Below are 21,399 nucleotides of genomic sequence, written 5' to 3'. Positions count from 1 at the left end.
GCGTTCTCAAATCGACGGATCACGCGGTATGGGTCCCTGCGTTCGCAGGGACGACAGCCAAGGCCAGCAGGCCGCATCACACCACCGCGTTCTGCCTGATCACTTCACGATAGAACGACGCGCTCAGTTTCGGCGTGCGGCGCTGGGTGTTGAAATCGACATGGTAGAGGCCGAAGCGCTTCTGGTAGCCGTCCATCCATTCGAAATTGTCGATCAGACTCCACAGGAAGTAACCGGCCACCGGGACACCCTCCGACGTCGCGCGCTGCAGATGGAGCAGATAGTTGCGCAGATACATGACCCGGTCGGTATCATAGATATTGCCATCGGCGGCCGGTTGATCGGTCGACGATGTCCCGTTCTCGGTGATGTAGATCGACTTCACGCCCCAAATCTTCGACGCGTGACGCGGCGCCCAGTACAGCGCCTCCGGCCCGACCCTCAGCCAGGCCGCATCCATATGCGGGAACGACGCCGGAAACGGTGCCAGCGTGTAGCCGCGCGAATTGTCCGCGGCCAGCACGTAGTGATCGGGCGTATAGACATTCAGCCCGACGAAATCGATCGGCGATGAAATGATGCTGACATCGTCGGCGGTATGCTTCGGCGCGTCGGCCTGCGCCAGATAGGCGTCGGTGAATTTTCCCTCGAGGATCACGGTCAGATAGCCGGCATTGAGCTCCCGCGTCGCGATCTCCGCCGCGCGGATGTTGGCCGGCGTTTCGATCGCGGGGATGCCGTTGACCATGTTCTCGGCGAGGCCGACTTTGGTTCCGGGCTTCGCATAGGCGCGGATCGCCTGCACGGCAAGGCCGTGTCCAAGGGCGACATGGTGACGAACCTGGTTCAATTCGCCTTGCGACAATTTTAATCCCGGCGCGTCTAATCCAAGACCGTGGCCGAGTTGGACGAGCCTCGAACATTCGTTGATCGTGAAAATGTGCTTGACGCGATCGCTCAGGCGCTCGCTGACATAAGCGGAATAATCCGCAAACGCTTTCGCGGTGTCGCGCGACATCCAACCACCGGAGCGATCCTGCAGCGCCTGGGGCAAGTCCCAATGGTACAAGGTGGCAAACGGCTCGATGCCGTTGGCCAAGAGTTCGTCGAGCAGCCGATTGTAAAAATCGAGGCCTTTCGGATTGGGCGCGCCTGTTCCTTCCGGAAAAACACGCGGCCACGCGATCGAGAAGCGATAGGTTTTTGTGCCCAGCGCCTTCATCAGTTGGACGTCGTCCTTGTACCTGTTATAGTGGTCGTCAGCGACATCGCCATTGCTGTGATCCGCAATTTTCCCGGGCGTGTGCGCGAAACGATCCCAGATCGACGGGCCTCGACCGTCCTCGTTGACGGCGCCTTCGATCTGATAGGACGAGGTTGCGGTGCCCCATCGAAAATCAGCCGGAAAGGCCGCGATAGATTTATGGTCGCTGGATCTGCTTTGAGCATCGGCCGATTTGACCGACCCCGTCGACAGGCCAAGCGCCGCCCAGCCTGCAAGCTTGCCAAGATGGCGCCGAGAAAATCCGTTCGACCACATGCGTTCGTTCCCGGGACCAGAGACCTCGTCAGCGCAAAGCTATTTGTCGCATTCGACCTTTGACGTCGCTGCCACAATGCCGCCGGCGCCGGCCTCCGGCTTTGGCGGCGGCAGAGAGGCGATGGCGACCGGTTGAACGACGAGTTCTTGCCTGCGAAGCGTATTCCGGAACCCGACCGGCATATGCGAGACCATGCCCCGGACGGCAGCGGAATGCGGCGGCCACAGCGCCGCACCAAACAGGACGAACGCCGCCGCGGTCCACAGCGATTGCCAGTTGTGAACGCCTTCATTGAAAAAGAGGAAAATTGCCGCCGCCACGAGCAAGCCTGCGAACACCGCCTCGGCGGTGACGCCGACGTCCGACTTGCGGCGGCAGAGCCGCGCCACCACCCAGACCGGCACCGCCGCCATGGTCACGCTGGCAAACGGAAAATCGCGCGAACGCGGATCGAACACGAGGCCAAGCGCGATTTCCAGGGTAACCAGCGCGGTGACCATCAGCACAAAGCCCAGGACCAGCGCAGGCAGCGACGAGGGCCAGCCCTCGCGTGGACCGAACAATTCCTGAAAAGCCGGCAGCGGTCGTCCGGCCATCAACGCGTTGGCACACAGTGGCGGCAACGTGATTGCCGCGGTCAGAAGCCATCCCTGGTTTAGCCAGCCGGCGGCGCCGTAGTTTTCGTAAAGCGCCTTTTCGGCGGCCAGTCCCAGCAGGATTCCGCCTGTCGTCGCGCATGCCGACACGGCAAGCCACGGCGCCCATCCGGTTGGCGATGGCCGCCGCCAGGGCGTCAACAACGCGACCAGGAATATGCAAACACCAAAAGCGAGGCCAGCTCCCAGCTGCAGCTTCCAGAACGGATAATTGCTGACGGCCGATCCGTGCGCATGCTTGATCTGACGGCTATCGCCATCGAACAAACCCCAATGGGCGCCGACGGTGCCTTCCCACTGACGCTTCCAGGGTTCGTCGTAGGCCTCGAACAGGTTGACGCGAATTTTTTCCCGCCCCGCCCGGTCGCGGAGCTCGGAAATGAAACGGGCCTGATTGATGCGCGACGGCAGCGAAACCTCACGCATGCGTCCCTTGCTTGGCCAGCCGGCTTCGCCGATCAGGATACCCTTGCCGGGGAAGGCAGACTCAACTTTCCTGTAGATATCGATGACATGTGCCGCCGCATCGTCCGCGCGGATCGGCACGTCTTCCCAAAACGGCAACATGTGGACCGTCACGAAATCGACGTCGTCGGCCATCTCCCGGTGGCGCAGCCAAAAATCCCAGGAATCGGCGTAGGTCACCGGCGTATCGATGCGCGCCTTGACCGAGCGGATGATCTCTCGAAGATCCCCCACCGTCATTTCACCGCGGAGCAGCACTTCGCTGCCGGCGACGACCGATGTAACCGTGCCGGGATATCCCTTGGCCAGCGCTACCGCGGTGTCGATGAGATCCGCATTCTTCGCGCGGTCGCGGCCGAGCCAGATGCCGAGAATGACTTTCAGCCCGACCTTCGATGCCAGCTGTGGCACCTTGTCGAGCCCGTTCTCGACCGAATAGGTGCGGATGCAGTTCGATACCCCGGCCAGCTGGCCGAGATCTTCCGCGATCTGCTCCGGGCTGATGACGATGTCGGAATTCCACGGCGTCTGTCCGCTCCGGAACGGCGCGTAGGACACGCAGTCGAGCTTTTTTGCGGGATCGATCGGCGCATGATCCAGCAGCACCGGCGCCGCCAGCCAGTGCCAGGCCGCAACGATGATGCTCATGGAGAAAAGAAAAAGCAGCAGCGGCACGCGCCTGCGGGAGACGCCGGTCGTCCGGGTCGGCAAACCGGATCGCAACGCGGCGGGAGCATCGAGGGACATCGCGCAATGCCTTGAGCTAGATCAGGACCAAGGGTTGCTCAACGTCGTATCGGGCGCAGTGATCGCAGCACCGACAATCGTGAAAAGCCGCCCCGGTCGACAAAGAAAGCAATTGAATACATTGTTAGACATACTTTAGCCTGAAGTGGGTCACGATCTGGCTTGGCCCATTTGATCGCACGCGCACACAGTAGAACACGCGAGCTTGCTGGAAGTGTATACCAGCGTTCTCCATCTTCCAACAATCCGGGACCCACGTAGCATGTCCGTGATCGCTCTGGCTGATCTGCACGCTGCGCGGGCTACCCGACCGATCTTAAGTGAGCTGCGCCAGCCAGACCGTATGACCGCCGCACGCCGGATCTTCAACGACATGCGTCACCATTTCGAAGCCGTTCGCGTGCAGCAACGCGCAGTATTCAGTCGCGTCCAGGCTCGCATGATAGAGCGGCTCACCCTTGTAGCTGCCGATCGCTTCGCCATACGCCGGACCGCTCGTGAACATCAACGCTGCGCGCGGAGCAGCGTGCTGCCGGAAGATCGGAAACATACGGCGCTGGTCATCGGGACAGAGGTGGAAGAAGCTGTCCCAAGCCAGCAAACCGCTGAAGCGCCGCGTGAGGGCGAGCGTGCGCATATCCGCGACGTGCCAGGCAAGATCTGGAAAGGACGCCATGCACAAGGCAATCAGTCCCGGCGAAGAATCCACGCCAGTGACGTTGCAGCCCTGCTCGATGAGGTAACGGGCGATTGGCTCACCCGAGCCGCTGCCGATGTCGAGCACGGTAGCTCCGGCCGGCAGCAGCGCGCGAAATCGGTCGAGCCACGCGCGCTCCACCAGCCGGCTTCCCCGGTCCTGCGCCCACGCGCTCGCGTGGCGTTGATACAGTCCGATGATGCGGTCGGCGTCAGGGTTCATGGCGATAGTTTGCTGCGGGCGTTTGCCATTCTGTCGTCATGCCCGGGCTTGTCCCGGGCATCCACGTCTTTGGTCACCGTGAAGCAAGCAAGACGTGGATGGCCGGGCATAGGCGAGCGTAAGCGACGCCGTCCTTCAGACGGCTATGCCCGGCCATGACGGAGAAATCAAATCCCGAGATAGCGGTGCTGCAAATCCGGCTCGGCGATCAATTGCTCCGACGTGCCTGACCACACCGTGCGGCCGCGCTCGATGATGTAATGCCGGTCGGCGATGCGCGAGAGGTTGGCGACGTTCTTGTCGATGACCAGCACCGATTGCCCGCGTCCCTTCAGCATCGACAGGCAGTTCCAGATTTCCTCGCGGATCAGGGGCGCCAGGCCTTCGGTGGCCTCGTCGAGGATCAACAGTTTCGGATTGGTCATCAGCGCGCGGCCGATCGCCAGCATCTGCTGCTCGCCGCCGGACAGCGTCACGCCCATATTGCCGCCGCGCTCGGCGAGGCGCGGAAACAGCGCGTGGATTTTTTCGATGGTCCAGGGATCGGCATTGCCGGCGCGGTTGCCGGCCGCCGCGACGAGATTTTCGTACACGGTGAGATTGGGGAAAATCTGGCGGCCTTCCGGCACCAGGCCGATGCCGAGTTTGGCGATTCGGTACGACGGCAGGCTGCGCACTTCCTCACCTGCGAAACGGATCGTGCCGGCGCGCGCGCTCGTCATGCCCATGATGGAGCGGATGGTCGTGGTCTTGCCCATGCCGTTGCGGCCCATCAGGGCGACCATTTCGCCTGACCGAACCGACAGCGACAGGCCAAACAGCACCTGGCTGAGGCCGTAGCAGGTTTCGATGCCGTCGACTTCCAGAAGCGCTTCAACCATGGGCGACCACCACGTGCTGATCGCCGAGATAGGCGCGCTTGACTTCCTCGTTGTTGCGGATCGCATCGGGATCGCCCGACGCGATGACGCGGCCGTACACGAGGACGGTGATGCGGTCGGCGAGCACGAACACCGCCTCCATGTCGTGCTCGACCAGCACGATGGTGACTTCCTTGCGCAGTTCCTTGAGCAGCGCCACCATGCGCGCCGACTCGGTGACGCCGAGCCCCGCCATCGGCTCGTCGAGCAGCAGCAATTGCGGTTTTGTCGCCAGCGCGACCGCAAGCTCCAGTTCGCGCTGCTCGCCGTGGCTGAGTTCGGACACCAGCACGTCGGCGCGCGCCCCGAGCCCGACCCGCGTCAGCGCGGCCTGCGCGGCATCGCGCAGATGCCTTTCCTTGCGCGCATTGCCCCAGAACCGGAACGAGTGGCCGTCATGGGCTTGCGCCGCCAGTGCGACATTGTCGGCCGCGGTAAAATCCGGCAGCAGCGAGGTGATCTGGAACGAGCGCGCCAGCCCGAGCCGGCTGCGCTGGTAGGACGGCAGTCCGGTGACGTCGCGGCCGCCGAAATGAATGGTGCCGGAGTTGGGCGCCAATTGACCCGTCAACTGGCTGATCAGCGTGGTCTTGCCGGCGCCGTTGGGGCCGATGATCGCGTGCAGTTCGCCGGGCATGACGTCGAGCGACAGATTGTCGGTGGCGAGGATGCCGCCAAAACGCCGCACCAGATTTTCAACACGAAGCAGGGGATCGGCCAAAGGATCAACCACGGCTAAACCTCCCGAGCAGGCCCATGATGCCGCCGCGCGCGAACAGCACGATCAGCAGCAACAGCGGCCCCATGATCAGCGCCCAGTATTCAGTGAATTGCGACAGCACTTCTTCCAGCACCAGGAAGAAGATCGTGCCGATCACCGGGCCGAACAGCGAGCCCATGCCGCCGAACACCACCATCACCATCAGTTCGCCGGAGCGGGTCCAGTACATTCCGGCCGGGCTGATGAAGTCGGTGTTGTTTGCCAGCAGCGCGCCGGCCAGACCGCAGATGGTGCCGGAGATCACGAAACAGACCAAACGATATCTGTTGGCATGAAAGCCGATCGCCTGCATGCGCTGCTCGTTGGAGCGAATGCCCTGCACCACCAGGCCGAAGCGCGAATTGATGATCCGCCAGATCAGATAGATGCCGCCGAACAGGCAAGCCAGGCAGAGATAATAGAACTGCACGCGGTTCGACAGGTCGATCAGGCCGCCGAAAGTGCTGCGCTTGTAGATGGTCAGGCCATCGTCGCCGCCATAACGCGACATGCCCGAGGCGATGTAATAGGCCATCTGCGCGAAAGCCAGCGTGATCATGATGAAGTAGACGCCGCGGGTGCGCAGGCTGAGCGCACCGATCACCAGCGCGTACAGCGCCGACGTCACCAGCGCCACCGGCCACTGGATGAAGCCGGAGCCGATGCCCTCAAAGGCAAGGATGCCGACCGCATAGCCGCCGATGCCGAGATAGGCGGCATGACCAAAACTCATCATGCCGCCATAGCCCATGATGAGATTGAGGCTGGCCGCGGCCAGCGCAAAGATGATGATGCGGGTGAACAGCGTCAGGATGAAGATGCTGCCGGTGAGCTGCGAATAGAGCGGCAGCAATACCAGTCCGGCAGCGACCAGCACCACGACGACGTTGCGGGCATTGATTTGAAGTTTCATCGCTTGGCGGCCGGGAACAGCCCCTCCGGTCGCACCACCAGCACGATTGCCATCAAAAGATAGATCAGCATCGAGGACAGTGCGGGCGCGGCGGTGGAAGCGGCGGCGGAACTCAGCACCATGCGCAAGAGGTCAGGCAGGAAGGCGCGACCCAGCGTATCGATCATGCCGACAAAGATCGCGGCCAGGAACGCGCCGCGGATCGAGCCGATGCCGCCGATCACGATGATCACGAAGGCGAGGATCAGGATGTTCTCGCCCATGCCGATCTGCACGGTGAGGATCGGCGCCTGCATCAGCCCGGCAAGACCGGCCAGCGCCGCCCCGAGCCCGAACACCAGCGTGAACAGCAGTTTGATGTTGATGCCGAGCGCGCCGATCATTTCGCGGTTGGAGGCGCCGGCGCGGATCAGCATGCCGATCCGGGTCCGCATCACAACGACATAGAGCAATGCGGCAACCGCCAGCGCGACCACGATGATCGAGAGCCGGTAGGCCGGATAGTACACGCCGGGAATGATCTGCACCGGCACGGTCAGCCAGGCCGGCAGCGGCAGCGCGAGGCCGGCCGGGCCCCAGATCAGCCGCACCGCGTCATTGAAAAACAGGATCAGTCCGAACGTCGCCAGCACCTGGTCGAGGTGGTCGCGGCCGTACAGGTGTCTCAGCGCGATGAATTCCAGCGCGATGCCCAATAGCAGCGTGGCGCCGAGCGCCAGGATCACGCCGAACACGAAGCTTCCGGTCCATGCGGTAAAGGTCGCGGCGAAATAGGCGCCCATCATGTAGAGCGAGCCGTGCGCCAGATTGACGAAATCCATGATGCCGAACACCAGCGTCAGCCCGGCCGCCAGCAGGAACAGCAGCAGGCCGAACTGCAGCCCGTTCAGCGATTGTTCGACAAGAACCAAACTCGACCCCTAACCTCGAAACAAAACAGCGGCAGCGCCCTTCGCGCCGCCGCTATTTTTATTGGGCGATAATCTTTGCCGAAACACTCATACCGCGACAAATCATGCGCCGGAAGTACCCGCGATCACTTCATCGGGCATTTATCGTGGAAGCTATCCTGGCTGTCCTTGACGATGGTCGCCACCGTCTTCAGCGCGAGCTGGCCGTCGGCATCCTTGACCACGTCCTGCAGGTAGAAATTCTGGATCGGGATGTGGTTGTTGCCGTATTTGAACGGGCCGCGCACCGATTTGAAGTTAGCTTTCTCCATCTCGGCCTTCATCGCGTCCTTCTTGGTCACATCGCCCTTGACTGCAACCACCGCGCTGTTGATCAGCTGCGCGGCATCATAGGATTGTGCGCCATAGAAGGTCGGGCGCAGGTTCGGATATTTCTTGCGGTAGTCCTCGACGAACTTCTTGTTCTCGGGGTTTGGCAGGTCGTTGACCCACTGCTGGGCGCCGGGAACGCCGAGCGCGTTCTCCTTCTGCAGCGGCAACGACAATTCGTCGATCGTGAACGCCGTATAGAGCGGGATCTGCGCCTTGATGCCGGCCTGCGCATACTGGTTGAGGAACTGCACGCCGGCCGCGCCCGGATAGAACACGAAGATCGACTCGGCCTTGGAGTTCTTGGCCTTGGTGAGTTCGGCGGAAAAGTCGAGCTGGCTCGGCCACACCGTATATTCCTCGCCGACCACCTGGCCCTTGAACGTGCTCTTCACGCCGGCCAGCATGTCCTTGCCGGCGGCGTAGTTCGGGCCGATCAGGAACACCGACTTGACGCCCTTCTGGTTCATGTAGGTGCCCATCGCCTGCGGCGTCTGGTCGTTTTGCCAGGAGGTCGAGAACACGTAAGGCGAGCACAATTCGCCGGCGAGCTGCGAGGGACCGGCATTGGCCGAGATCAGGAAGGTTTTCGAATCGACCGCGGTCTTCAGCGAGGCCAGCAGCACGTTCGACCAGATGTAGCCGACGATGAAATCGACCTTGTCGGACTGGATCAGCTTTTCAGTCTTCTGCTTGCCGACATCCGGCTTCTGGCCGTCGTCCTCATAGATCACCTCGACCGGCTTGCCGCCCATCTTGCGGCCGAGGTGGTCGAGCGCCAGTTCGAACGAGTTGCGCATGTCGTTGCCGATGGCGGCCGTGGGGCCGCTGAAGGTCGAGACAAAACCGATCTTGATGCTGTCGGCGCCGAGCGCGGGCTGCGCCAGCGCCAGAGCCATTGCGCCCGCCAGCCAGAATGTCTTTTTCATATTCACTCCCCTCCTCACTATTTGAATGTTTCGCCCGCCAAAAAGCGGCCGCCGTTCGAGGCCTGCGCCTTCGTCAATTCTCGTTTTTTCCTGACGTATTTTGTGCGCGAAATCCCTCACCGGCAGCAAGCACGAACCGAAAGCCCCGATTAGAACCTTCGGCCCATACCCCAGCGGCCTGCACCATAGTTCGCTGACGGCGCGGATGGCAAGAACTATAGTTCCGGTTGCCGGGGCAACAAATGTCGCAGGGACGACGGCTGCGCTGCAGCAAGGAAGGGGAAGCGCCACTTTGCTCATGGCACCCGAGACGGTTCGGACGCGGCGTTCTGCTGCCAGTCCGCCCAGACCGGCCGGTCGAGCTGAAACAGATCGGTGCAGCGGGCGTACCAGCCGCTGCCGTGCATGCGGCCGATCAATTGCAGCGCAGGCGTGTCGATGTGGCAGCGCGCTTTGTCCTGAACCGCCGAGCCATCGACATGGGCGCAGAGGATGCGGCCTATGACTGCGGTCTGGCGCGGTCCGGTCACCATCGAACTCAACACCCGGCACTCGAAGGACACCGGGGACTGCGCGATGCGCGGCGGCCGTATCTTGTAAGACGCAACCGCGGTGAGGCCGGCCAGCGCCAGTTCGTCGACATCGGGCGGCGCATCGATGCATGTGACGTTCATGGCCGCGGCGTTCGCCTCGGAAACCAGGTTCACCACGAACTCCCCGGTGCTAAGGATATTGGTCGCGGTATCCTTGAAGCGCCCCGATCCAGCGAGCAAGCCGATCGCAAGGGTCGGCGGCTCATGGCCCAAGACGTTGAAGAAGCTGTAGGGAGCTGCGTTGATGACGCCATCCTCCGACAGGGTCGTCACCCAGGCGATCGGCCGCGGCGTCACTGTGGCCGTCAATATCTTGTAGCGTTGTTGAGCCTCCAGCGTCTCCATGTCGAACAGCATCGCCGGCTCCACGCTTCAGACCGCCACCACCGGATGGCGCAACCGGCCGATGCCGGCCACTTCGGCCTCCACCACATCGCCCGGCCAAAGCCATTCCTGCGGCGTCCGCCCCGCGCCCACGCCTTCCGGCGTGCCGGTCGCGATGATGTCGCCCGCCTCCAGCGTGATCGCGGCTGATATGTCCGAGATCAGCAGCGGCACCTTGAACAGCATGTGGCGCGTGTTCGAACGCTGCTTTTCGACGCCGTTCACCGTGAGCCAGAGATCGAGGGCGTGCGGATCGCCGATCTCGTCCGCGGTCACGATGCATGGACCGAAGGGCGCGTAGGTGTCCTGGCCCTTGGAATAGATCCACTGGCCGGCGCGGCGGTTGTCGCGGGCGCTGACGTCGATCATCACGCTGTAGCCGAAAACGAAATCGAGCGCCTGCGCTTCCCTGACCCGGCGCGCCGTTCGCCCCATCACAACCGCGAGTTCTACTTCCCAGTCGAGCTGCTGCGTGATCGTCCGGTCGTGCTCGATAGCCTCATTGGGCCCGATCACGCTGGTCGGAGGCTTTGAAAAGATGATCGGCTGCTTCGGCAATTCCTTCGCGGTGTCCAGCGCGCGCGACGATTCCGCGACGTGCTCGACATAGTTCAGCCCGATCCCGAAGATGTTCTTGCGCGGCCGCGGTATCGGCGCCAGCAGCCTGACATTGGCGAGCGGCAGAGCCGTGCCGACCGGCCAATGGCTGCCGTGGTCGCCCAAAATCTTCTTCAGCGCCATCGTCGCCGGCGGCCCCAGATCGATGAGATCGAGCATCGACGCCGGAAGTGCGACGCCGGCCTGCGCGCCGATCCGTTCGACGTCCACGACCAGTTCGTCGACGATGGCGCCGAGACGGGCCGCTGCCTCGACGTTGGCGCGATAGGTAGCAAGACGCATGGCGGTCTTTCCTAGGGTGTCAGCGGCTGCCGGCCCTGATTGTCGCCATAAGCTTCCTCCCGATACAAACCGAGAGAATTCATGACCGGCAGATCGTTGAAGGCGAACAGGCAGGCGTCGTCGCTTTCCGATCCGTTCACATGCTCATGCCAGGCCCAGGACGGCAGGCAGAAAATGTCGCGCTCCTTCCAATCGAAGCGCTTGCCGTCGATGATCGAGTGACCGCTGCCCTTGGCGACCTGATAGATCACGCTGCCGGTGTGGCGATGAGCCTTGGTGGCCTCGCCTGGCCTCAGCATCTGCATCGACGCGCCGATCGTCTGCATGACGGGGCCGCCGGTCACGGGGTTCACGTAGTTCATGAGAATGCCGTCAAAGGGCGAACCATCGGTCGATTTGGCGTAGCGCTGCAGCGCTTCGTAGGTCGGCCCCCACTCATATTTGAGGAGCGGTGAGTATCCGCGCGCCCATTCGGTGCCCGCGGGGCGCAGGCCCGGATTGCCCCAAGTGTGGGACATGTCGTCGACGGGATAGCCGACCTCCTGCTGCATCTTCGGATGCACCGTGTAGAAGTTGGCTTCGAGTGCATTGACGAGCGGGATGTCGAGACCATCCTGCCAGATGCAGGGCGAGCCATCGCTGGAGACACCGTGCTCGTGCCACGTGCCGTTGGGCGTCAGCACGAAATCGTTGGCCCCGAGCGTGAGCTTGTGACCATCGACAATGGTGTAGGCGCCCTCGCCTTCCATGATGAAGCGCAGCGCGGAAGCCGAATGGGCATGGGCGGAGGCGACCTCGCCGGGGTGCATTACCTGCAGCCCGGAATAGAGCCAGCCGACGGCGGCGGCGTGGTCGCGACGGCCCGGGTTGTTCAGATAGATGACGCGTCGGCCGGCCTTTTCGGGAGACACCAGTTCGACGGACCGCAGCACGTGCTTGCGCAGATCCTCATAGCGCCAGAGCACGGGGACGGACGAAGACTTTGGCTGCCAGGGCTCGATCTTGTTGGCGACCGTCCACAATGCGCCCGCGTCCAGATTCTCGAGTTCGTCGTAATAGGCGAGCAGCTCCGGGGTGTCCTCGACATTGGCGCGCCCCGCGATGTCTTCCCGATGGTTCTCCCGGCGTCCTGTTGCCATTTCGCTCTCCTAGGGTTGCCATTCATATAAAATGGATTATATCTTCGAAGCAAGATAGAATTTTCGAAAGAATCGATTTCTATCGAATCCTGGATTGGCACAGGCTGGAAAGATCAGAACATGGCAAGCGTGGCTGGAGACCGCCGAACCGTCAGCGAGGGAAGCGGCGAGCCTGCAATGCTGAGCGAAGTCGCCTATCAGCGCCTGCGTGCCGACATCGTTTCCGGCGCGCTCGACGCGGGCAAGCCGCTACGGCTCGAAGCGCTGCGGCAACGCTACGGCCTGAGCTTTTCGCCGCTTCGCGAGGCGTTGATGCGATTGCAATCCGAGCGTTTGGTGCTTTCGACCGCGCTGCGCGGATTTTCGGTCGCACCGCTATCCCTCGAAGAAATGAAGGACGCGACCGAGACCCGCATTTTGATCGAATCCGAAGCGCTGCGCCGATCGATGCAGGGCGGCGACGATGATTGGGAAGCCGGCATCGTGGCCGCCTTCCATGCGCTCAGCCGGCAAGTCGAACGGCAATCGCGCCTTTCCGGCGAGGTCGACGCGAGCGACATGCGCGCAATGGAAGAGCGGCATTATCAATTCCATCGCGCACTGATCGCGCATTGCGGATCGCCGCGGCTGCTCGAACTGGCGGACCAGCTTTACATCGAAACGCAGCGCTACCGGCTGCCAAGCCTGGTCGGCAAGGTGGCCGGTGCGCCCCCCCGCGACGTTTCTGCCGAGCATCAGCAAATCATGGACGCCGCACTGCGCCGAAGCGAAGATGCCGTTCGTCACCTGGCCGAACACTACCGGCGAACCGCCGAGGTCATCGAGGCGTCGATCGCGTGGCCGTTACCCGCGTAGCCGGATTGTTCAAATCAAATATTCGGCGCCATCGATGATGTAACGCGCGTGGCGGAAATCCCTGATGGTGGCGACCTTGTCGGCAGCCCAGTTCAGCAGCATGAAATATTTCGGCTTTGAACCCGGCTCGTTCGGGTCGAACACCAGAACAGCGGGATGTCGCTCGACGAGGCCAGGCACCAGATGCCAGTCGCTGACCTTTGCATAGTTGCCGAAATAACGCGACACTTCGACCTTGCCGGTCATGCAGGTCTTGTTGACGAGATCGAGCCGTACGTCGTCGGCGATCATGGAACGGATGGCGTCGAAATCCCGCGCATTGAAATGGGCAACGTAGGCGCCGAGCCGTTTACGGTCGGCGTCGGACAGTTTCGGCAGCGGCGCGTCATCCGGCTCATCGGCATATTTACGCAGCTGCGCGCGGCCGCGAACCAGCGCGGCTTTGGCGGCGGCAAGGCTCACATCCATCACCGCACAAATTTCCGCCAGCGAACATCCGAGCACGTCCATCAGGATCACGGATGAGCGCTGCGTCACATTGAGGCGCATGAAGGTGCGCAGACTGGCGCTGGCGATCTGGCGGCTGGTAACGGCATCGAGCTGGTCGGCCATCATGTCCACCTCCGCAACCGAATAAAGCGCCTCTTGGCGGCTGCGCTTGCGCAGAAAATCCAGCGCGGTGTTGTGCGCGATCCGGAACAGCCAACCCTCGGGATTGTCGATCTGCCCTGCCGCGGCGAACGCCTCCATCGCCTTGATCAGCGCATCCTGCAGCACGTCCTCGCCGTCGATCACCGAACCCACCATGCGCGCGCAGTAGCGATGCAGCTTGGGCCGCAGTGCGGCCAAAAGCGCATCGATATCCGTCACGGCTGGCGAGGTTTCAGGGGCCGATGTCATTCTTTCTCCGTTGTCGCGAATGCCGCCTCAGCCCTCGCCCAGCATCCGATAGTTACCGACGATGGTAACGCCGCGGGCCAGCGGCGGTTCAGCGCAACGCTCCCGAATACCACTCTGGAAGGCCGCAAACGACGCCAGTTTGGGCAACGCGCTGGCGCCGTCATCGGCCGTGGTCTCGACGACATGGATGAAGGTATCGTCTTCGAGGCGCAGCGAGAGATAGCGCGTGCCCTCCGGCTGCAGCGCCTGCAATTCGGCAAATACCGCCGCCACCAGTTCGGCGTTCTTCTCGGTCATTTCAGGTTTTGTCCTATATCTGATCAGGGTCCGCTTCATCTCTCGTCTCCATGGCTTGGGGTCTCGAGCCAAGGACGTTTGGCAGGGGCCAAAGGATGCAGGCGCGCGAAAATATTTCTCAGCCGTCCAGCTAGCCCCCGACGATGCGCTTTCGCTATCGGTCGATTGGCAAACATGCCTTGAAGCTTCTCTTGGAAGCAGCGCACAAATAACTACATAATGAGGGCACGGAGACATCTCGAACCGAGGCTGGATTCCATGACGACAGCGCCGCAACAACCGCACCACGTGGTGATCGTCGGCGCCGGTTTCGGCGGGCTGGAAGCCGCCTTCGGGCTTGCCGGCGCACCGGTGAAGATCACGCTGGTCGATCGGCGCAACCACCATTTGTTCCAGCCGCTGCTCTATCAAGTCGCCACCGCCTCGCTGGCCACCTCCGAGATCGCCTGGCCGATCCGCTATCTCTTGCGCGACCGGCCCGATGTCACGACGCTGTTCGCCAACGTCAATGGCGTCGACGCCGCAGGCAAGCGTGTGCTGCTCGATGACGGCGAGGCGCTGCCCTATGACACGCTGATCCTCGCCACCGGTGCGCGCCACGCCTATTTCGGCCATGACGAATGGGAACCGTTCGCCCCCGGGCTGAAAACGCTGGAGGATGCCACGACGCTGCGGCGGCGCATCCTGGTCGCTTTTGAGCGCGCCGAACGCGAAACCGATCCGGCGCGGCGTGCGGCGCTGCTGACGTTCGTCATCATCGGCGCGGGTCCCACCGGCGTCGAACTCGCCGGCACCATTGCCGACCTGGCAAAGGACACGCTGCCACGGGATTTCCGTAACATCGACACCAGCAAGGCGCGTGTGGTGCTGATCGAGGCGGGATCCCGCGTGCTCGCGGGCTTTCCCGACGATCTCTCCGCCTATGCACAAACCTCGCTCGAGGGACTCGGCGTCGAAGTAATGCTGGGAAAGCCCGTGACGGAATGCAGCATCGATGGCGTGGTCTATGGCGACAACAAGCTCGACGCGAAGACCATCATCTGGGCCGCGGGCGTGCGTGCCTCGCGCGCGGCCGAATGGCTGGGCGCGCCCGCCGATCGCGCCTACCGCGTGCAGGTGCTACCGGACCTTACAGTACCCGGCCATCCCGATATTTTTGCCGTAGGTGACACCGCAACGATAGCAGATGCGAGCGGAAATCCGGTGCCCGGCATTGCGCCGGCGGCCAAGCAACAGGGCCGTTACGTCGCAGCCCTCATCAAGGCGCGGCTGAGCGGCGGCACGCAGCCGCCCTTCCGCTACAAACATGCCGGCAGCCTGGCGCAAATCGGCAAGCGCAAGGCGGTAATCGATTTCGGCTGGATGAAGCTGCGCGGCAATCTCGCCTGGTGGATCTGGGGCATTGCCCACATCTATTTCCTGATCGGCCTGCGCCACCGGCTCAGCGTCGCCATGAGCTGGCTCTGGATCCACGCCAGGGATCAGCGCGCGGCGCGGCTGATCACGCAGGGCTCGAGCAAGGTGACGGGGTGAGCGAAGCGTCATTACCTCGCGGCACCCCTTCTGTCCGTCATGGCCGGGCTTGACCCGGCCATCCACGCCTTACTTGCTGAACGTGAACAAGGACGTGGATGCCCGGGACAAGCCCGGGCATGACGAGATTTTTGGTGAGCCTAAGCCAAACTACTTCACCAGCGAGCACCCGCCGTCGGCCATCGGCCGGAACGCCTGATCGGCAGGAATCGTCGAAACCAGCTTGTAATAATCATACGGATATTTCGACTCCGCCGGCTTCTTCACCTCGAACAGGTACATCGGGTGGATGACGCGGCCGTCCTGCCGGATGGTAACGTCGCCGAACAGCTTGTCCTTGCCCTTGAACTTTTTCATCTCGGGCACGGCGTCTTTGGCGTGGTCGCTGCCGGTTGCCGCCACCGCCTTGAGATAAGCGAGCGTGGAGGCATAGACGCCGGCCTGGTTGCCGCTCGGCATCTTGCCGTTCATGCCGGGGCGGGCCGCAAAGCGTTTGGCGAACGCGCGGGTGTCGTCATCCATGTCCCAGTAAAACGCTTCCAGCAGCTGCAGCCCTTGCGCGACCTTCAAACCCATGCCGTGCACGTCGTTGACGAACAGGAGGAACGCCACCATGGTCTGGCCGCCCTGCTGGATACCGAACTCGGCCGCCTGCTTCACCGCGTTGATGGTGTCGCCGCCGGCGTTGGCCAGCCCGATCACCTTGGCCTTGGAATTCTGCGCCTGCAGCAACAGCGAGGCGAAGTCGGACGTGCCGAGCGGATGCCGGGCCGAACCCAGCACCTTGCCGCCGTGCTTTTCGATGTAGCTGGTGGCCTCGGCTTCGATGCCCTGGCCGAGCGCAAAATTGACCGTGACGAAATACCATTCCTTGCCGCCGCGCCCCACCATCGCCGCCGCCGTGGCGTTGCCGGTGGCCCAGACGTCGTTGACCCACTGAATGGTGTTCGGCGAACAGGCTTTTCCGGTGAGATCGGAACTCGCTGTCGACGACGCCAGAAACGTCATGCGGGAATCGCGCAGCAGCGAATTGATGGTGAGGCCGACGGCCGAATTGGGCACGTCGACGATGGCGTCGACGCCGTCGACATCGAGCCATTTGCGCGCGATCGCCGAGCCGACGTCGGCCTTGTTCTGGTGATCGGCATAGACGATCTCGACCTTGATGTTCTTGGCCCCGCCGTTGAAATCTTCAGCGGCCATGCGTGCGGCTTCCACCGACCCCATGCCGTTGGTGTCCTGGAAGATGCCGGAGATGTCGTTGAGCACGCCGATCCGGACGACGTTGTCGGAAATCTCCGCGCGCGCCGTGATGGATGCCGCACATGACAGCGCAAGTGCCAGGCAGACCTTGAAGCTTTTCATCATTCTCTCCCTATGGATTTGATTGTTGTTCCCGGACTGCGCCGGGTTTGAATCAGATCTGCCGGTCCGGCAGCCGTACGACGAGACCATCAAGCTCCGGTGTGATCCTGATCTGGCAGGACAGCCGGCTGTTGCTCAGCCGCTCGGCGGCGACGCCATGGAGCAATTCATCTTCTTCCTCGCCCATGGGCGCGAGCCGTGCGGTCCAGTTCTCATCGACATAGACATGGCAGGTCGCACACATGGCGTTGCCGCCGCACTCGGCCACGATCTGGTCGACGCCGTGCGTGGTTGCGACCTGCATGACGCTATCGCCGGCGCTCGCATCGATGCGCTGGGAGCGATCGTCGGCATGAATGAAAATGATGACCGGCATGATCTGGCTCAAGCTGCTTTGATTGTGACGGGCAGGCTTTCAAGGCCGCGCAGCGTGTTGTTGAAACGGCGCGTCACCGGGCCGGTGATTTCAATGGCGCTGACCCGTTTTGCCAGCGCCGAAAGCACCGCCTCACCCTCCAGCCGCGCGACGAGCTGACCGACGCACATGTGGATGCCGGAGCCATATCCGACGTGGCCACTGGTCTTGCGCGTCACGTCATATTCGTCGGGCCGGTCCCAACGTCGCGGATCGCGGTTGGCGGCGGCGAGGAACATCAGGATTTTCTCGCCCTCGCCGATCGGCACGCCGCTGATCTCGACGTCCCGTGTCGTGGTCCGGAAGAAGGTCTGCACCGGGCTTTCGAATCGCACCGCCTCCTCGAAGGCGTTGCGTGCCAGCGTCGGATCGCTGCGCAGCCGCGCCCATTGCTCGGGAAAACGCGCCAGGCAGTAAACCGCGGCGCCAATGCCGTTGACGGTGGTATCGAGGCCGGCGCTGAGCAACGAGCGCACCAGCAATGGCGCTTCCGCCGCCGTGATGTCGCCGGCGTCGGCGCGGGCATGGATGCAGGCGCCGAAACCGCCGGGCGCGAGGTTTTCGCGCTGGCATTGTTCGGCGACATAGGCCTGATGCGGCGCAGAGCGCTCGATCGCGTCCTGGCGCAGCTTGTTCGGCGGTCCGAACGCGTTGAACACAAGCCCCGCATAGGGCAGCAGGTTTTCGCGGCCCTCCTGCTTGAGCCCGAGCGCATCGGGAAATACTGACAGCGGATAGGCTTCGGCCAGGTCAGCGATGGCGTCGAAGCTGCCCTTGGCGAGCAGCGCGTCCACGCGTGATTCGGCGGCTGCGACAAAGCTGCCGCGAAGCTGCTTCATCACCGTTGGCGAAAGCACCCGGCTCAGCACCGCGCGCGTGCGCGTGTGTTCCGGCGGGTCGGCCTCCAGAATGATGCTTTGCGGCCGCCACGCCTTCTCCTTCGCAAAGTCGCTCAGGCCGACGCCGCGGCGGGAGCAAAAGGTCAGGGGATCGTTGAGGACGGCGTGGACCTCCGCGTAACGGGCGACGCCGTAGACGCTCCATTTGTCGAACCAGACGACCGGCCCGGCTTCCCGAAGCACCTCGTGGACGGGGTGCGGGTCTTCGAAGAACTCGATCGAGAACGGATCGATGTCCAGATGCGGCACGGCGGCCGATGGCGTGAAGCCTGATGCACTCATTCCGACCTCCCGAAGTTTGCTCTTGTAAAGCACTGGCGCATGTCTCTATCTCTCGGGCCTAGCGTTCGCAGCGATGACGAGGGACATGAGCAGTCAACCACCCGCCAGGAAAGCGCACCGGCCGAGGCCGGCGGAAATCGTAAGTGCCGATGACGGCCCGACCCTCGATCTCGAGCGTTACGTCCCGGCGATCATCACCTTCATCGCCAACAAGCTCTCGAACAGCGCCACCGCGTTCTATCAGCGCAATTTCGGCGTCAACGTCACGGAATGGCGGATCATGTCGCTGCTGGCGATCGAGCCTGGCATTCCGGCCTCGCGCATCTGCCATGTGATCGGGTTCGACAAGGGACCGGTCAGCCGCACGCTGTCGATGCTGCAGAAACGCGGCCTGGTCACGATCCGCACCGCGCCGGACGACGGACGCACCCATTCGATTTCGCTGACCGCAAAAGGACGGGCGACCCACGACAAGGTCATCGTCGCCGCGCTCGAACGCGAGCGACGGCTGCTGTCGGTCCTCAAGAAGGACGAACGGGAAGTGCTGATCGATCTGCTGCGCCGCGTCCACGGCAATCTCGATGCCGTCAAGGGCGTCGGCGGCCCGCGCGGCGACGCGTAGGCGGCCCGGCACCGGCGGCGAGGCCACGCTCGCGCACGACGTGTTGTGCCAATACCCGTTGCTGCTCTCGCGCACAGAACCTCCCCTGAAAAGACCCGACAGTTGAACTGCTTCCGTGGCCAGGCCGTCGTTTGATCCGACACTGGCACAAATTAGTTGCCTAGGCAACAAATATCCGACGAGGAACCGGCAAGCCTTTTCAAAACAAAAAAGAGCGTCAAAGCAGGAATTTAAGGCGTGCTCTCAGCCGGCCAGAAGCACGTCAGGATGGTTGCCGGAATAAAGGGCGGCGACGAGGTCGGCGCGGCGCTCGCGGATCAGGCGGGCATTCAGCGAGCCTTTTTCGGTGATTTCGCCGGAATCGAAGCTCGGCGGCTGCCGCATGACGATCGCGCGGGTGACGCGCTGCGACGCGCCAGACGCCCCCTTGTTGAGATCGGCGAGCGCGGCAAGGAGCTTTGCCCGAAAGGTCGCATCGTCGGGGTTATGTGCTGCGGCGCAGATCAGCAACAGGCCGACCTCGTTCCGATCGGCGCCGGTCACGACCACGTCGGTGATCAGGCCAACGAAAGCCGCGTGGGCGCGCAGCCGGATGGCGGCGGCATCGACCCATGTTCCCGTCAGCAGTTTGAAGTCTTCCATCGTGCGCCCGTCGAAGATCAATCCCTGGGTGGCATCATCGGAATCGGCGAACACAACGGCGTCCCCTGTGCGGAAGAAGCCTTCCTCGTCGAACGCGGCTGCGCTGGCCTCCGGCGCATTCCAGTAACCGGTCGTCACGTTCGGCCCTCGCACGCGCGCCTCGAGCTTGCCTTGATGCGGCACCAGCTTCAGCTCGAGGCCCGGCATCGGGATGCCGATGTTGCCCGGCGCCAGCGCGGCGCGATTGGTGATGGTGATCGAGGGCGCGGTTTCGGTGAGGCCCCAGCTCGTGGTCATCGGAATGTCCCGGCCGGTGGTCCGCCGTCCCAACGTCACCAATTGCCGCCACAGCGGCGCCGGCAAGCTGGCGCCGGCATAGAGCATCAATGCGAGGGCGCCGTAGAAATTCTGACACGCCGCGCTATCGGCTTCCAGCAGCGGAAGCAGGAGCTCGTAACCCTTGGGAACGTTCCAGTACAGCGTCGGCCGCACCTCGCGCAGATTGCGATGGGTCCGCGCGATCTCGCCGGGAACCGGCTTGCCGTCGTCGATATAGAGCGTGCCGCAGTAGCGCAGCACGGTGTTGACGCTGAACGATCCGCCGAACACGTGGCTCCATGGCAGCCAATCGAGAATGACCGGCGTGCGGTTCCGCATGAAGGGCCACAGCGTCTCGATCTGCGACAGCGACGTGCACATCATCCGGTGCGTCGTCGGCACGCCCTTGGGCGTCCCCGTCGAACCCGAGGTGAAGAGAATTTTTGCGATGGTTTGCGGCGGCAGTTTTGCGGCGCGATCCAGCACGGCATCATCGATCGGCGTCGCAAGCAGCGACGCCAGCGAAACAGCGCCGTTGATGCTTCCATCATTCCGCCCGATCACGACTTCGCGGCCGCCCATCTCATCGATGGCGAGCGCACGAGCGAATGGCGCGGCGTCGGCGGCAAACACCAGTCCGGGATCGAGCACCTTCAGGATCGCGCGGAGCTTGCCGAGATCGCCACTCATGGTGGAATAGGCCACCGAAAGCGGCGTATAGGGCACACCGGCCATCATGGCCGCGAGTGCCACCAGTTGATGGGTGATGCCGTTGCCGGAAAGGATCAGGATCGGGCGCTGGTCGCCCAACCCTCGCGCGGAGAACGAAGTCGCCAGCCGCGACGCCGCTTCAAAGGCTTCGCCATAGCTGATGGCCTGCCAACCAGCGCCGTCGGCGCTTCGTTCGGCGAGAAATTTCTGATGCGGCCGGCTCAGCGCCCACTGGCGCAAATAGCCATGCACCAACGCATCTGACGGTTCGAACGGCACCTCGGTACGCAGAACCATCGACGCATCGGGGCGCCGCTCGACGCTCACACCGGCATCGAGAAATCGAAGGTCAAGCCCGGCCGAAACGGGAGAGACGTCTGGCATATGGAAGCCTCCGCCGGAATGCGGTGCTGG

21 protein-coding genes are annotated in these 21,399 nt (G+C 62.9%); 4 read left to right on the top strand and 17 right to left on the bottom strand.

The window, feature by feature from the left end; genetic code table 11:
• Positions 1 to 76: 76 nt before the first annotated feature.
• Together ACSQ84_RS28085 and ACSQ84_RS28080 are read right to left on the bottom strand one after the other, a co-directional pair.
• Positions 77 to 1,540 (bottom strand): GH1 family beta-glucosidase, encoded by a 1,464-nt coding sequence (locus ACSQ84_RS28085; RefSeq protein WP_436214975.1) that lies wholly within the window; start codon positions 1,538 to 1,540, stop codon positions 77 to 79.
• 39 nt (positions 1,541 to 1,579) lie between these two features.
• Positions 1,580 to 3,310 carry a glycosyl hydrolase family 17 protein gene (locus ACSQ84_RS28080; RefSeq protein WP_436214974.1) on the bottom strand — a complete coding sequence of 577 codons (1,731 nt, stop codon included), beginning with the start codon at positions 3,308 to 3,310 and terminating at the stop codon, positions 1,580 to 1,582.
• On the opposite strand from ACSQ84_RS28080, the gene ACSQ84_RS28075 reads away from it, so the two are divergent.
• Positions 3,309 to 3,548 carry a hypothetical protein gene (locus ACSQ84_RS28075; protein WP_436214973.1) on the top strand — a complete coding sequence of 80 codons (240 nt, stop codon included), beginning with the start codon at positions 3,309 to 3,311 and terminating at the stop codon, positions 3,546 to 3,548. The two genes, ACSQ84_RS28080 and ACSQ84_RS28075, sit on opposite strands and share 2 nt — an antisense overlap.
• Positions 3,549 to 3,725: 177 nt before the next feature.
• On the opposite strand, the gene ACSQ84_RS28070 is transcribed toward ACSQ84_RS28075, so the two are convergent.
• From ACSQ84_RS28070 to ACSQ84_RS28030, 9 genes are all read right to left on the bottom strand, one after another.
• The gene (locus ACSQ84_RS28070) at positions 3,726 to 4,328 is read right to left on the bottom strand and encodes a class I SAM-dependent methyltransferase (protein WP_436214972.1); all 603 of its coding nucleotides are present in this window, start codon (positions 4,326 to 4,328) and stop codon (positions 3,726 to 3,728) included.
• Between the two features lie 167 nt (positions 4,329 to 4,495).
• A complete protein-coding gene (locus ACSQ84_RS28065; protein WP_436214971.1) occupies positions 4,496 to 5,209 on the bottom strand; it encodes an ABC transporter ATP-binding protein in 714 nt (237 codons plus the stop codon).
• Positions 5,202 to 5,969, bottom strand: a complete 768-nt coding sequence (locus ACSQ84_RS28060; RefSeq protein WP_436215152.1) for an ABC transporter ATP-binding protein — start codon at positions 5,967 to 5,969, stop codon at positions 5,202 to 5,204. Before ACSQ84_RS28060 ends, ACSQ84_RS28065 begins: the two co-directional genes overlap by 8 nt.
• A gap of 4 nt (positions 5,970 to 5,973) precedes the next feature.
• Entirely contained in the window at positions 5,974 to 6,921 is a 948-nt protein-coding gene (locus ACSQ84_RS28055; RefSeq protein WP_436214970.1) for a branched-chain amino acid ABC transporter permease, read from the bottom strand.
• Positions 6,918 to 7,832, bottom strand: coding sequence for a branched-chain amino acid ABC transporter permease (locus tag ACSQ84_RS28050; protein WP_436214969.1), 915 nt, complete (start codon positions 7,830 to 7,832; stop codon positions 6,918 to 6,920). Before ACSQ84_RS28050 ends, ACSQ84_RS28055 begins: the two co-directional genes overlap by 4 nt.
• A gap of 125 nt (positions 7,833 to 7,957) precedes the next feature.
• Positions 7,958 to 9,130, bottom strand: coding sequence for an ABC transporter substrate-binding protein (locus tag ACSQ84_RS28045; protein WP_436214968.1), 1,173 nt, complete (start codon positions 9,128 to 9,130; stop codon positions 7,958 to 7,960).
• A gap of 296 nt (positions 9,131 to 9,426) precedes the next feature.
• A complete protein-coding gene (locus tag ACSQ84_RS28040; RefSeq protein WP_436214967.1) occupies positions 9,427 to 10,080 on the bottom strand; it encodes a flavin reductase family protein in 654 nt (217 codons plus the stop codon).
• Positions 10,081 to 10,095: 15 nt separating this feature from the next.
• Positions 10,096 to 11,007, bottom strand: a complete 912-nt coding sequence (locus ACSQ84_RS28035) for a fumarylacetoacetate hydrolase family protein (protein WP_436214966.1) — start codon at positions 11,005 to 11,007, stop codon at positions 10,096 to 10,098.
• Positions 11,008 to 11,018: 11 nt separating this feature from the next.
• The gene (locus ACSQ84_RS28030; RefSeq protein ID WP_436214965.1) at positions 11,019 to 12,146 is read right to left on the bottom strand and encodes a cupin domain-containing protein; all 1,128 of its coding nucleotides are present in this window, start codon (positions 12,144 to 12,146) and stop codon (positions 11,019 to 11,021) included.
• A gap of 177 nt (positions 12,147 to 12,323) precedes the next feature.
• Here ACSQ84_RS28030 and ACSQ84_RS28025 point away from each other — a divergent pair, with 177 nt between their 5' ends.
• Positions 12,324 to 13,001 carry a GntR family transcriptional regulator gene (locus ACSQ84_RS28025; protein WP_436214964.1) on the top strand — a complete coding sequence of 226 codons (678 nt, stop codon included), beginning with the start codon at positions 12,324 to 12,326 and terminating at the stop codon, positions 12,999 to 13,001.
• 9 nt (positions 13,002 to 13,010) lie between these two features.
• Here the strand turns inward: ACSQ84_RS28025 and ACSQ84_RS28020 are convergent, their stop codons facing one another.
• Together ACSQ84_RS28020 and ACSQ84_RS28015 are read right to left on the bottom strand one after the other, a co-directional pair.
• Complete coding sequence (locus tag ACSQ84_RS28020; protein WP_436214963.1) at positions 13,011 to 13,901, bottom strand: RNA polymerase sigma factor; 891 nt, start codon at positions 13,899 to 13,901, stop codon at positions 13,011 to 13,013.
• Between the two features lie 27 nt (positions 13,902 to 13,928).
• Positions 13,929 to 14,237, bottom strand: coding sequence for a hypothetical protein (locus ACSQ84_RS28015; RefSeq protein WP_436214962.1), 309 nt, complete (start codon positions 14,235 to 14,237; stop codon positions 13,929 to 13,931).
• 219 nt (positions 14,238 to 14,456) lie between these two features.
• Between ACSQ84_RS28015 and ACSQ84_RS28010 the strand changes: the two genes are divergently transcribed.
• The gene (locus tag ACSQ84_RS28010) at positions 14,457 to 15,731 is read left to right on the top strand and encodes an NAD(P)/FAD-dependent oxidoreductase (protein WP_436214961.1); all 1,275 of its coding nucleotides are present in this window, start codon (positions 14,457 to 14,459) and stop codon (positions 15,729 to 15,731) included.
• A gap of 150 nt (positions 15,732 to 15,881) precedes the next feature.
• Here the strand turns inward: ACSQ84_RS28010 and ACSQ84_RS28005 are convergent, their stop codons facing one another.
• Genes ACSQ84_RS28005 through ACSQ84_RS27995 form a run of 3 tightly spaced genes read right to left on the bottom strand, consistent with a single transcriptional unit; the run spans position 15,882 to position 18,692 of the window.
• Positions 15,882 to 17,096: an ABC transporter substrate-binding protein gene (locus ACSQ84_RS28005; RefSeq protein WP_436214960.1), complete on the bottom strand. Its 1,215-nt coding sequence runs from the start codon at positions 17,094 to 17,096 to the stop codon at positions 15,882 to 15,884.
• A 52-nt stretch (positions 17,097 to 17,148) separates the two neighbouring features.
• Positions 17,149 to 17,472 carry a 2Fe-2S iron-sulfur cluster-binding protein gene (locus tag ACSQ84_RS28000; RefSeq protein ID WP_436214959.1) on the bottom strand — a complete coding sequence of 108 codons (324 nt, stop codon included), beginning with the start codon at positions 17,470 to 17,472 and terminating at the stop codon, positions 17,149 to 17,151.
• Positions 17,473 to 17,480: 8 nt separating this feature from the next.
• Positions 17,481 to 18,692, bottom strand: a complete 1,212-nt coding sequence (locus ACSQ84_RS27995; RefSeq protein ID WP_436214958.1) for a cytochrome P450 — start codon at positions 18,690 to 18,692, stop codon at positions 17,481 to 17,483.
• 85 nt (positions 18,693 to 18,777) lie between these two features.
• Between ACSQ84_RS27995 and ACSQ84_RS27990 the strand changes: the two genes are divergently transcribed.
• Positions 18,778 to 19,314, top strand: a complete 537-nt coding sequence (locus ACSQ84_RS27990) for a MarR family winged helix-turn-helix transcriptional regulator (RefSeq protein ID WP_436214957.1) — start codon at positions 18,778 to 18,780, stop codon at positions 19,312 to 19,314.
• Between the two features lie 243 nt (positions 19,315 to 19,557).
• Here the strand turns inward: ACSQ84_RS27990 and ACSQ84_RS27985 are convergent, their stop codons facing one another.
• Positions 19,558 to 21,369, bottom strand: a complete 1,812-nt coding sequence (locus ACSQ84_RS27985; RefSeq protein WP_436214956.1) for an AMP-binding protein — start codon at positions 21,367 to 21,369, stop codon at positions 19,558 to 19,560.
• Positions 21,370 to 21,399: the final 30 nt, after the last annotated feature.

The organism is Bradyrhizobium sp. LjRoot220 (assembly GCF_964252915.1).
Classification (GTDB): Bacteria; Pseudomonadota; Alphaproteobacteria; order Rhizobiales; family Xanthobacteraceae; genus Bradyrhizobium.
The sequence above is the reverse complement of the archived record's forward strand: the minus strand, read 5'-3'. Positions and strand labels throughout refer to the sequence as shown.

Excerpts from the sequence above, each read along its gene's own strand:
- ACSQ84_RS28085 (WP_436214975.1), bottom strand. The coding sequence starts at position 1,540 with ATGTGGTCGAACGGATTTTCTCGGCGCCATCTTGGCAAGCTTGCAGGC.
- ACSQ84_RS28075 (WP_436214973.1), top strand. The coding sequence starts at position 3,309 with ATGGAGAAAAGAAAAAGCAGCAGCGGCACGCGCCTGCGGGAGACGCCG.
- ACSQ84_RS28080 (WP_436214974.1), bottom strand. The coding sequence starts at position 3,310 with ATGAGCATCATCGTTGCGGCCTGGCACTGGCTGGCGGCGCCGGTGCTG.
- ACSQ84_RS28070 (WP_436214972.1), bottom strand. The coding sequence starts at position 4,328 with ATGAACCCTGACGCCGACCGCATCATCGGACTGTATCAACGCCACGCG.
- ACSQ84_RS28065 (WP_436214971.1), bottom strand. The coding sequence starts at position 5,209 with ATGGTTGAAGCGCTTCTGGAAGTCGACGGCATCGAAACCTGCTACGGC.
- ACSQ84_RS28055 (WP_436214970.1), bottom strand. The coding sequence starts at position 6,921 with ATGAAACTTCAAATCAATGCCCGCAACGTCGTCGTGGTGCTGGTCGCT.
- ACSQ84_RS28045 (WP_436214968.1), bottom strand. The coding sequence starts at position 9,130 with ATGAAAAAGACATTCTGGCTGGCGGGCGCAATGGCTCTGGCGCTGGCG.
- ACSQ84_RS28040 (WP_436214967.1), bottom strand. The coding sequence starts at position 10,080 with ATGCTGTTCGACATGGAGACGCTGGAGGCTCAACAACGCTACAAGATA.
- ACSQ84_RS28035 (WP_436214966.1), bottom strand. The coding sequence starts at position 11,007 with ATGCGTCTTGCTACCTATCGCGCCAACGTCGAGGCAGCGGCCCGTCTC.
- ACSQ84_RS28030 (WP_436214965.1), bottom strand. The coding sequence starts at position 12,146 with ATGGCAACAGGACGCCGGGAGAACCATCGGGAAGACATCGCGGGGCGC.
- ACSQ84_RS28025 (WP_436214964.1), top strand. The coding sequence starts at position 12,324 with ATGCTGAGCGAAGTCGCCTATCAGCGCCTGCGTGCCGACATCGTTTCC.
- ACSQ84_RS28020 (WP_436214963.1), bottom strand. The coding sequence starts at position 13,901 with ATGACATCGGCCCCTGAAACCTCGCCAGCCGTGACGGATATCGATGCG.
- ACSQ84_RS28015 (WP_436214962.1), bottom strand. The coding sequence starts at position 14,237 with ATGAAGCGGACCCTGATCAGATATAGGACAAAACCTGAAATGACCGAG.
- ACSQ84_RS28010 (WP_436214961.1), top strand. The coding sequence starts at position 14,457 with ATGACGACAGCGCCGCAACAACCGCACCACGTGGTGATCGTCGGCGCC.
- ACSQ84_RS28005 (WP_436214960.1), bottom strand. The coding sequence starts at position 17,096 with ATGAAAAGCTTCAAGGTCTGCCTGGCACTTGCGCTGTCATGTGCGGCA.
- ACSQ84_RS28000 (WP_436214959.1), bottom strand. The coding sequence starts at position 17,472 with ATGCCGGTCATCATTTTCATTCATGCCGACGATCGCTCCCAGCGCATC.
- ACSQ84_RS27995 (WP_436214958.1), bottom strand. The coding sequence starts at position 18,692 with ATGAGTGCATCAGGCTTCACGCCATCGGCCGCCGTGCCGCATCTGGAC.
- ACSQ84_RS27990 (WP_436214957.1), top strand. The coding sequence starts at position 18,778 with ATGAGCAGTCAACCACCCGCCAGGAAAGCGCACCGGCCGAGGCCGGCG.
- ACSQ84_RS27985 (WP_436214956.1), bottom strand. The coding sequence starts at position 21,369 with ATGCCAGACGTCTCTCCCGTTTCGGCCGGGCTTGACCTTCGATTTCTC.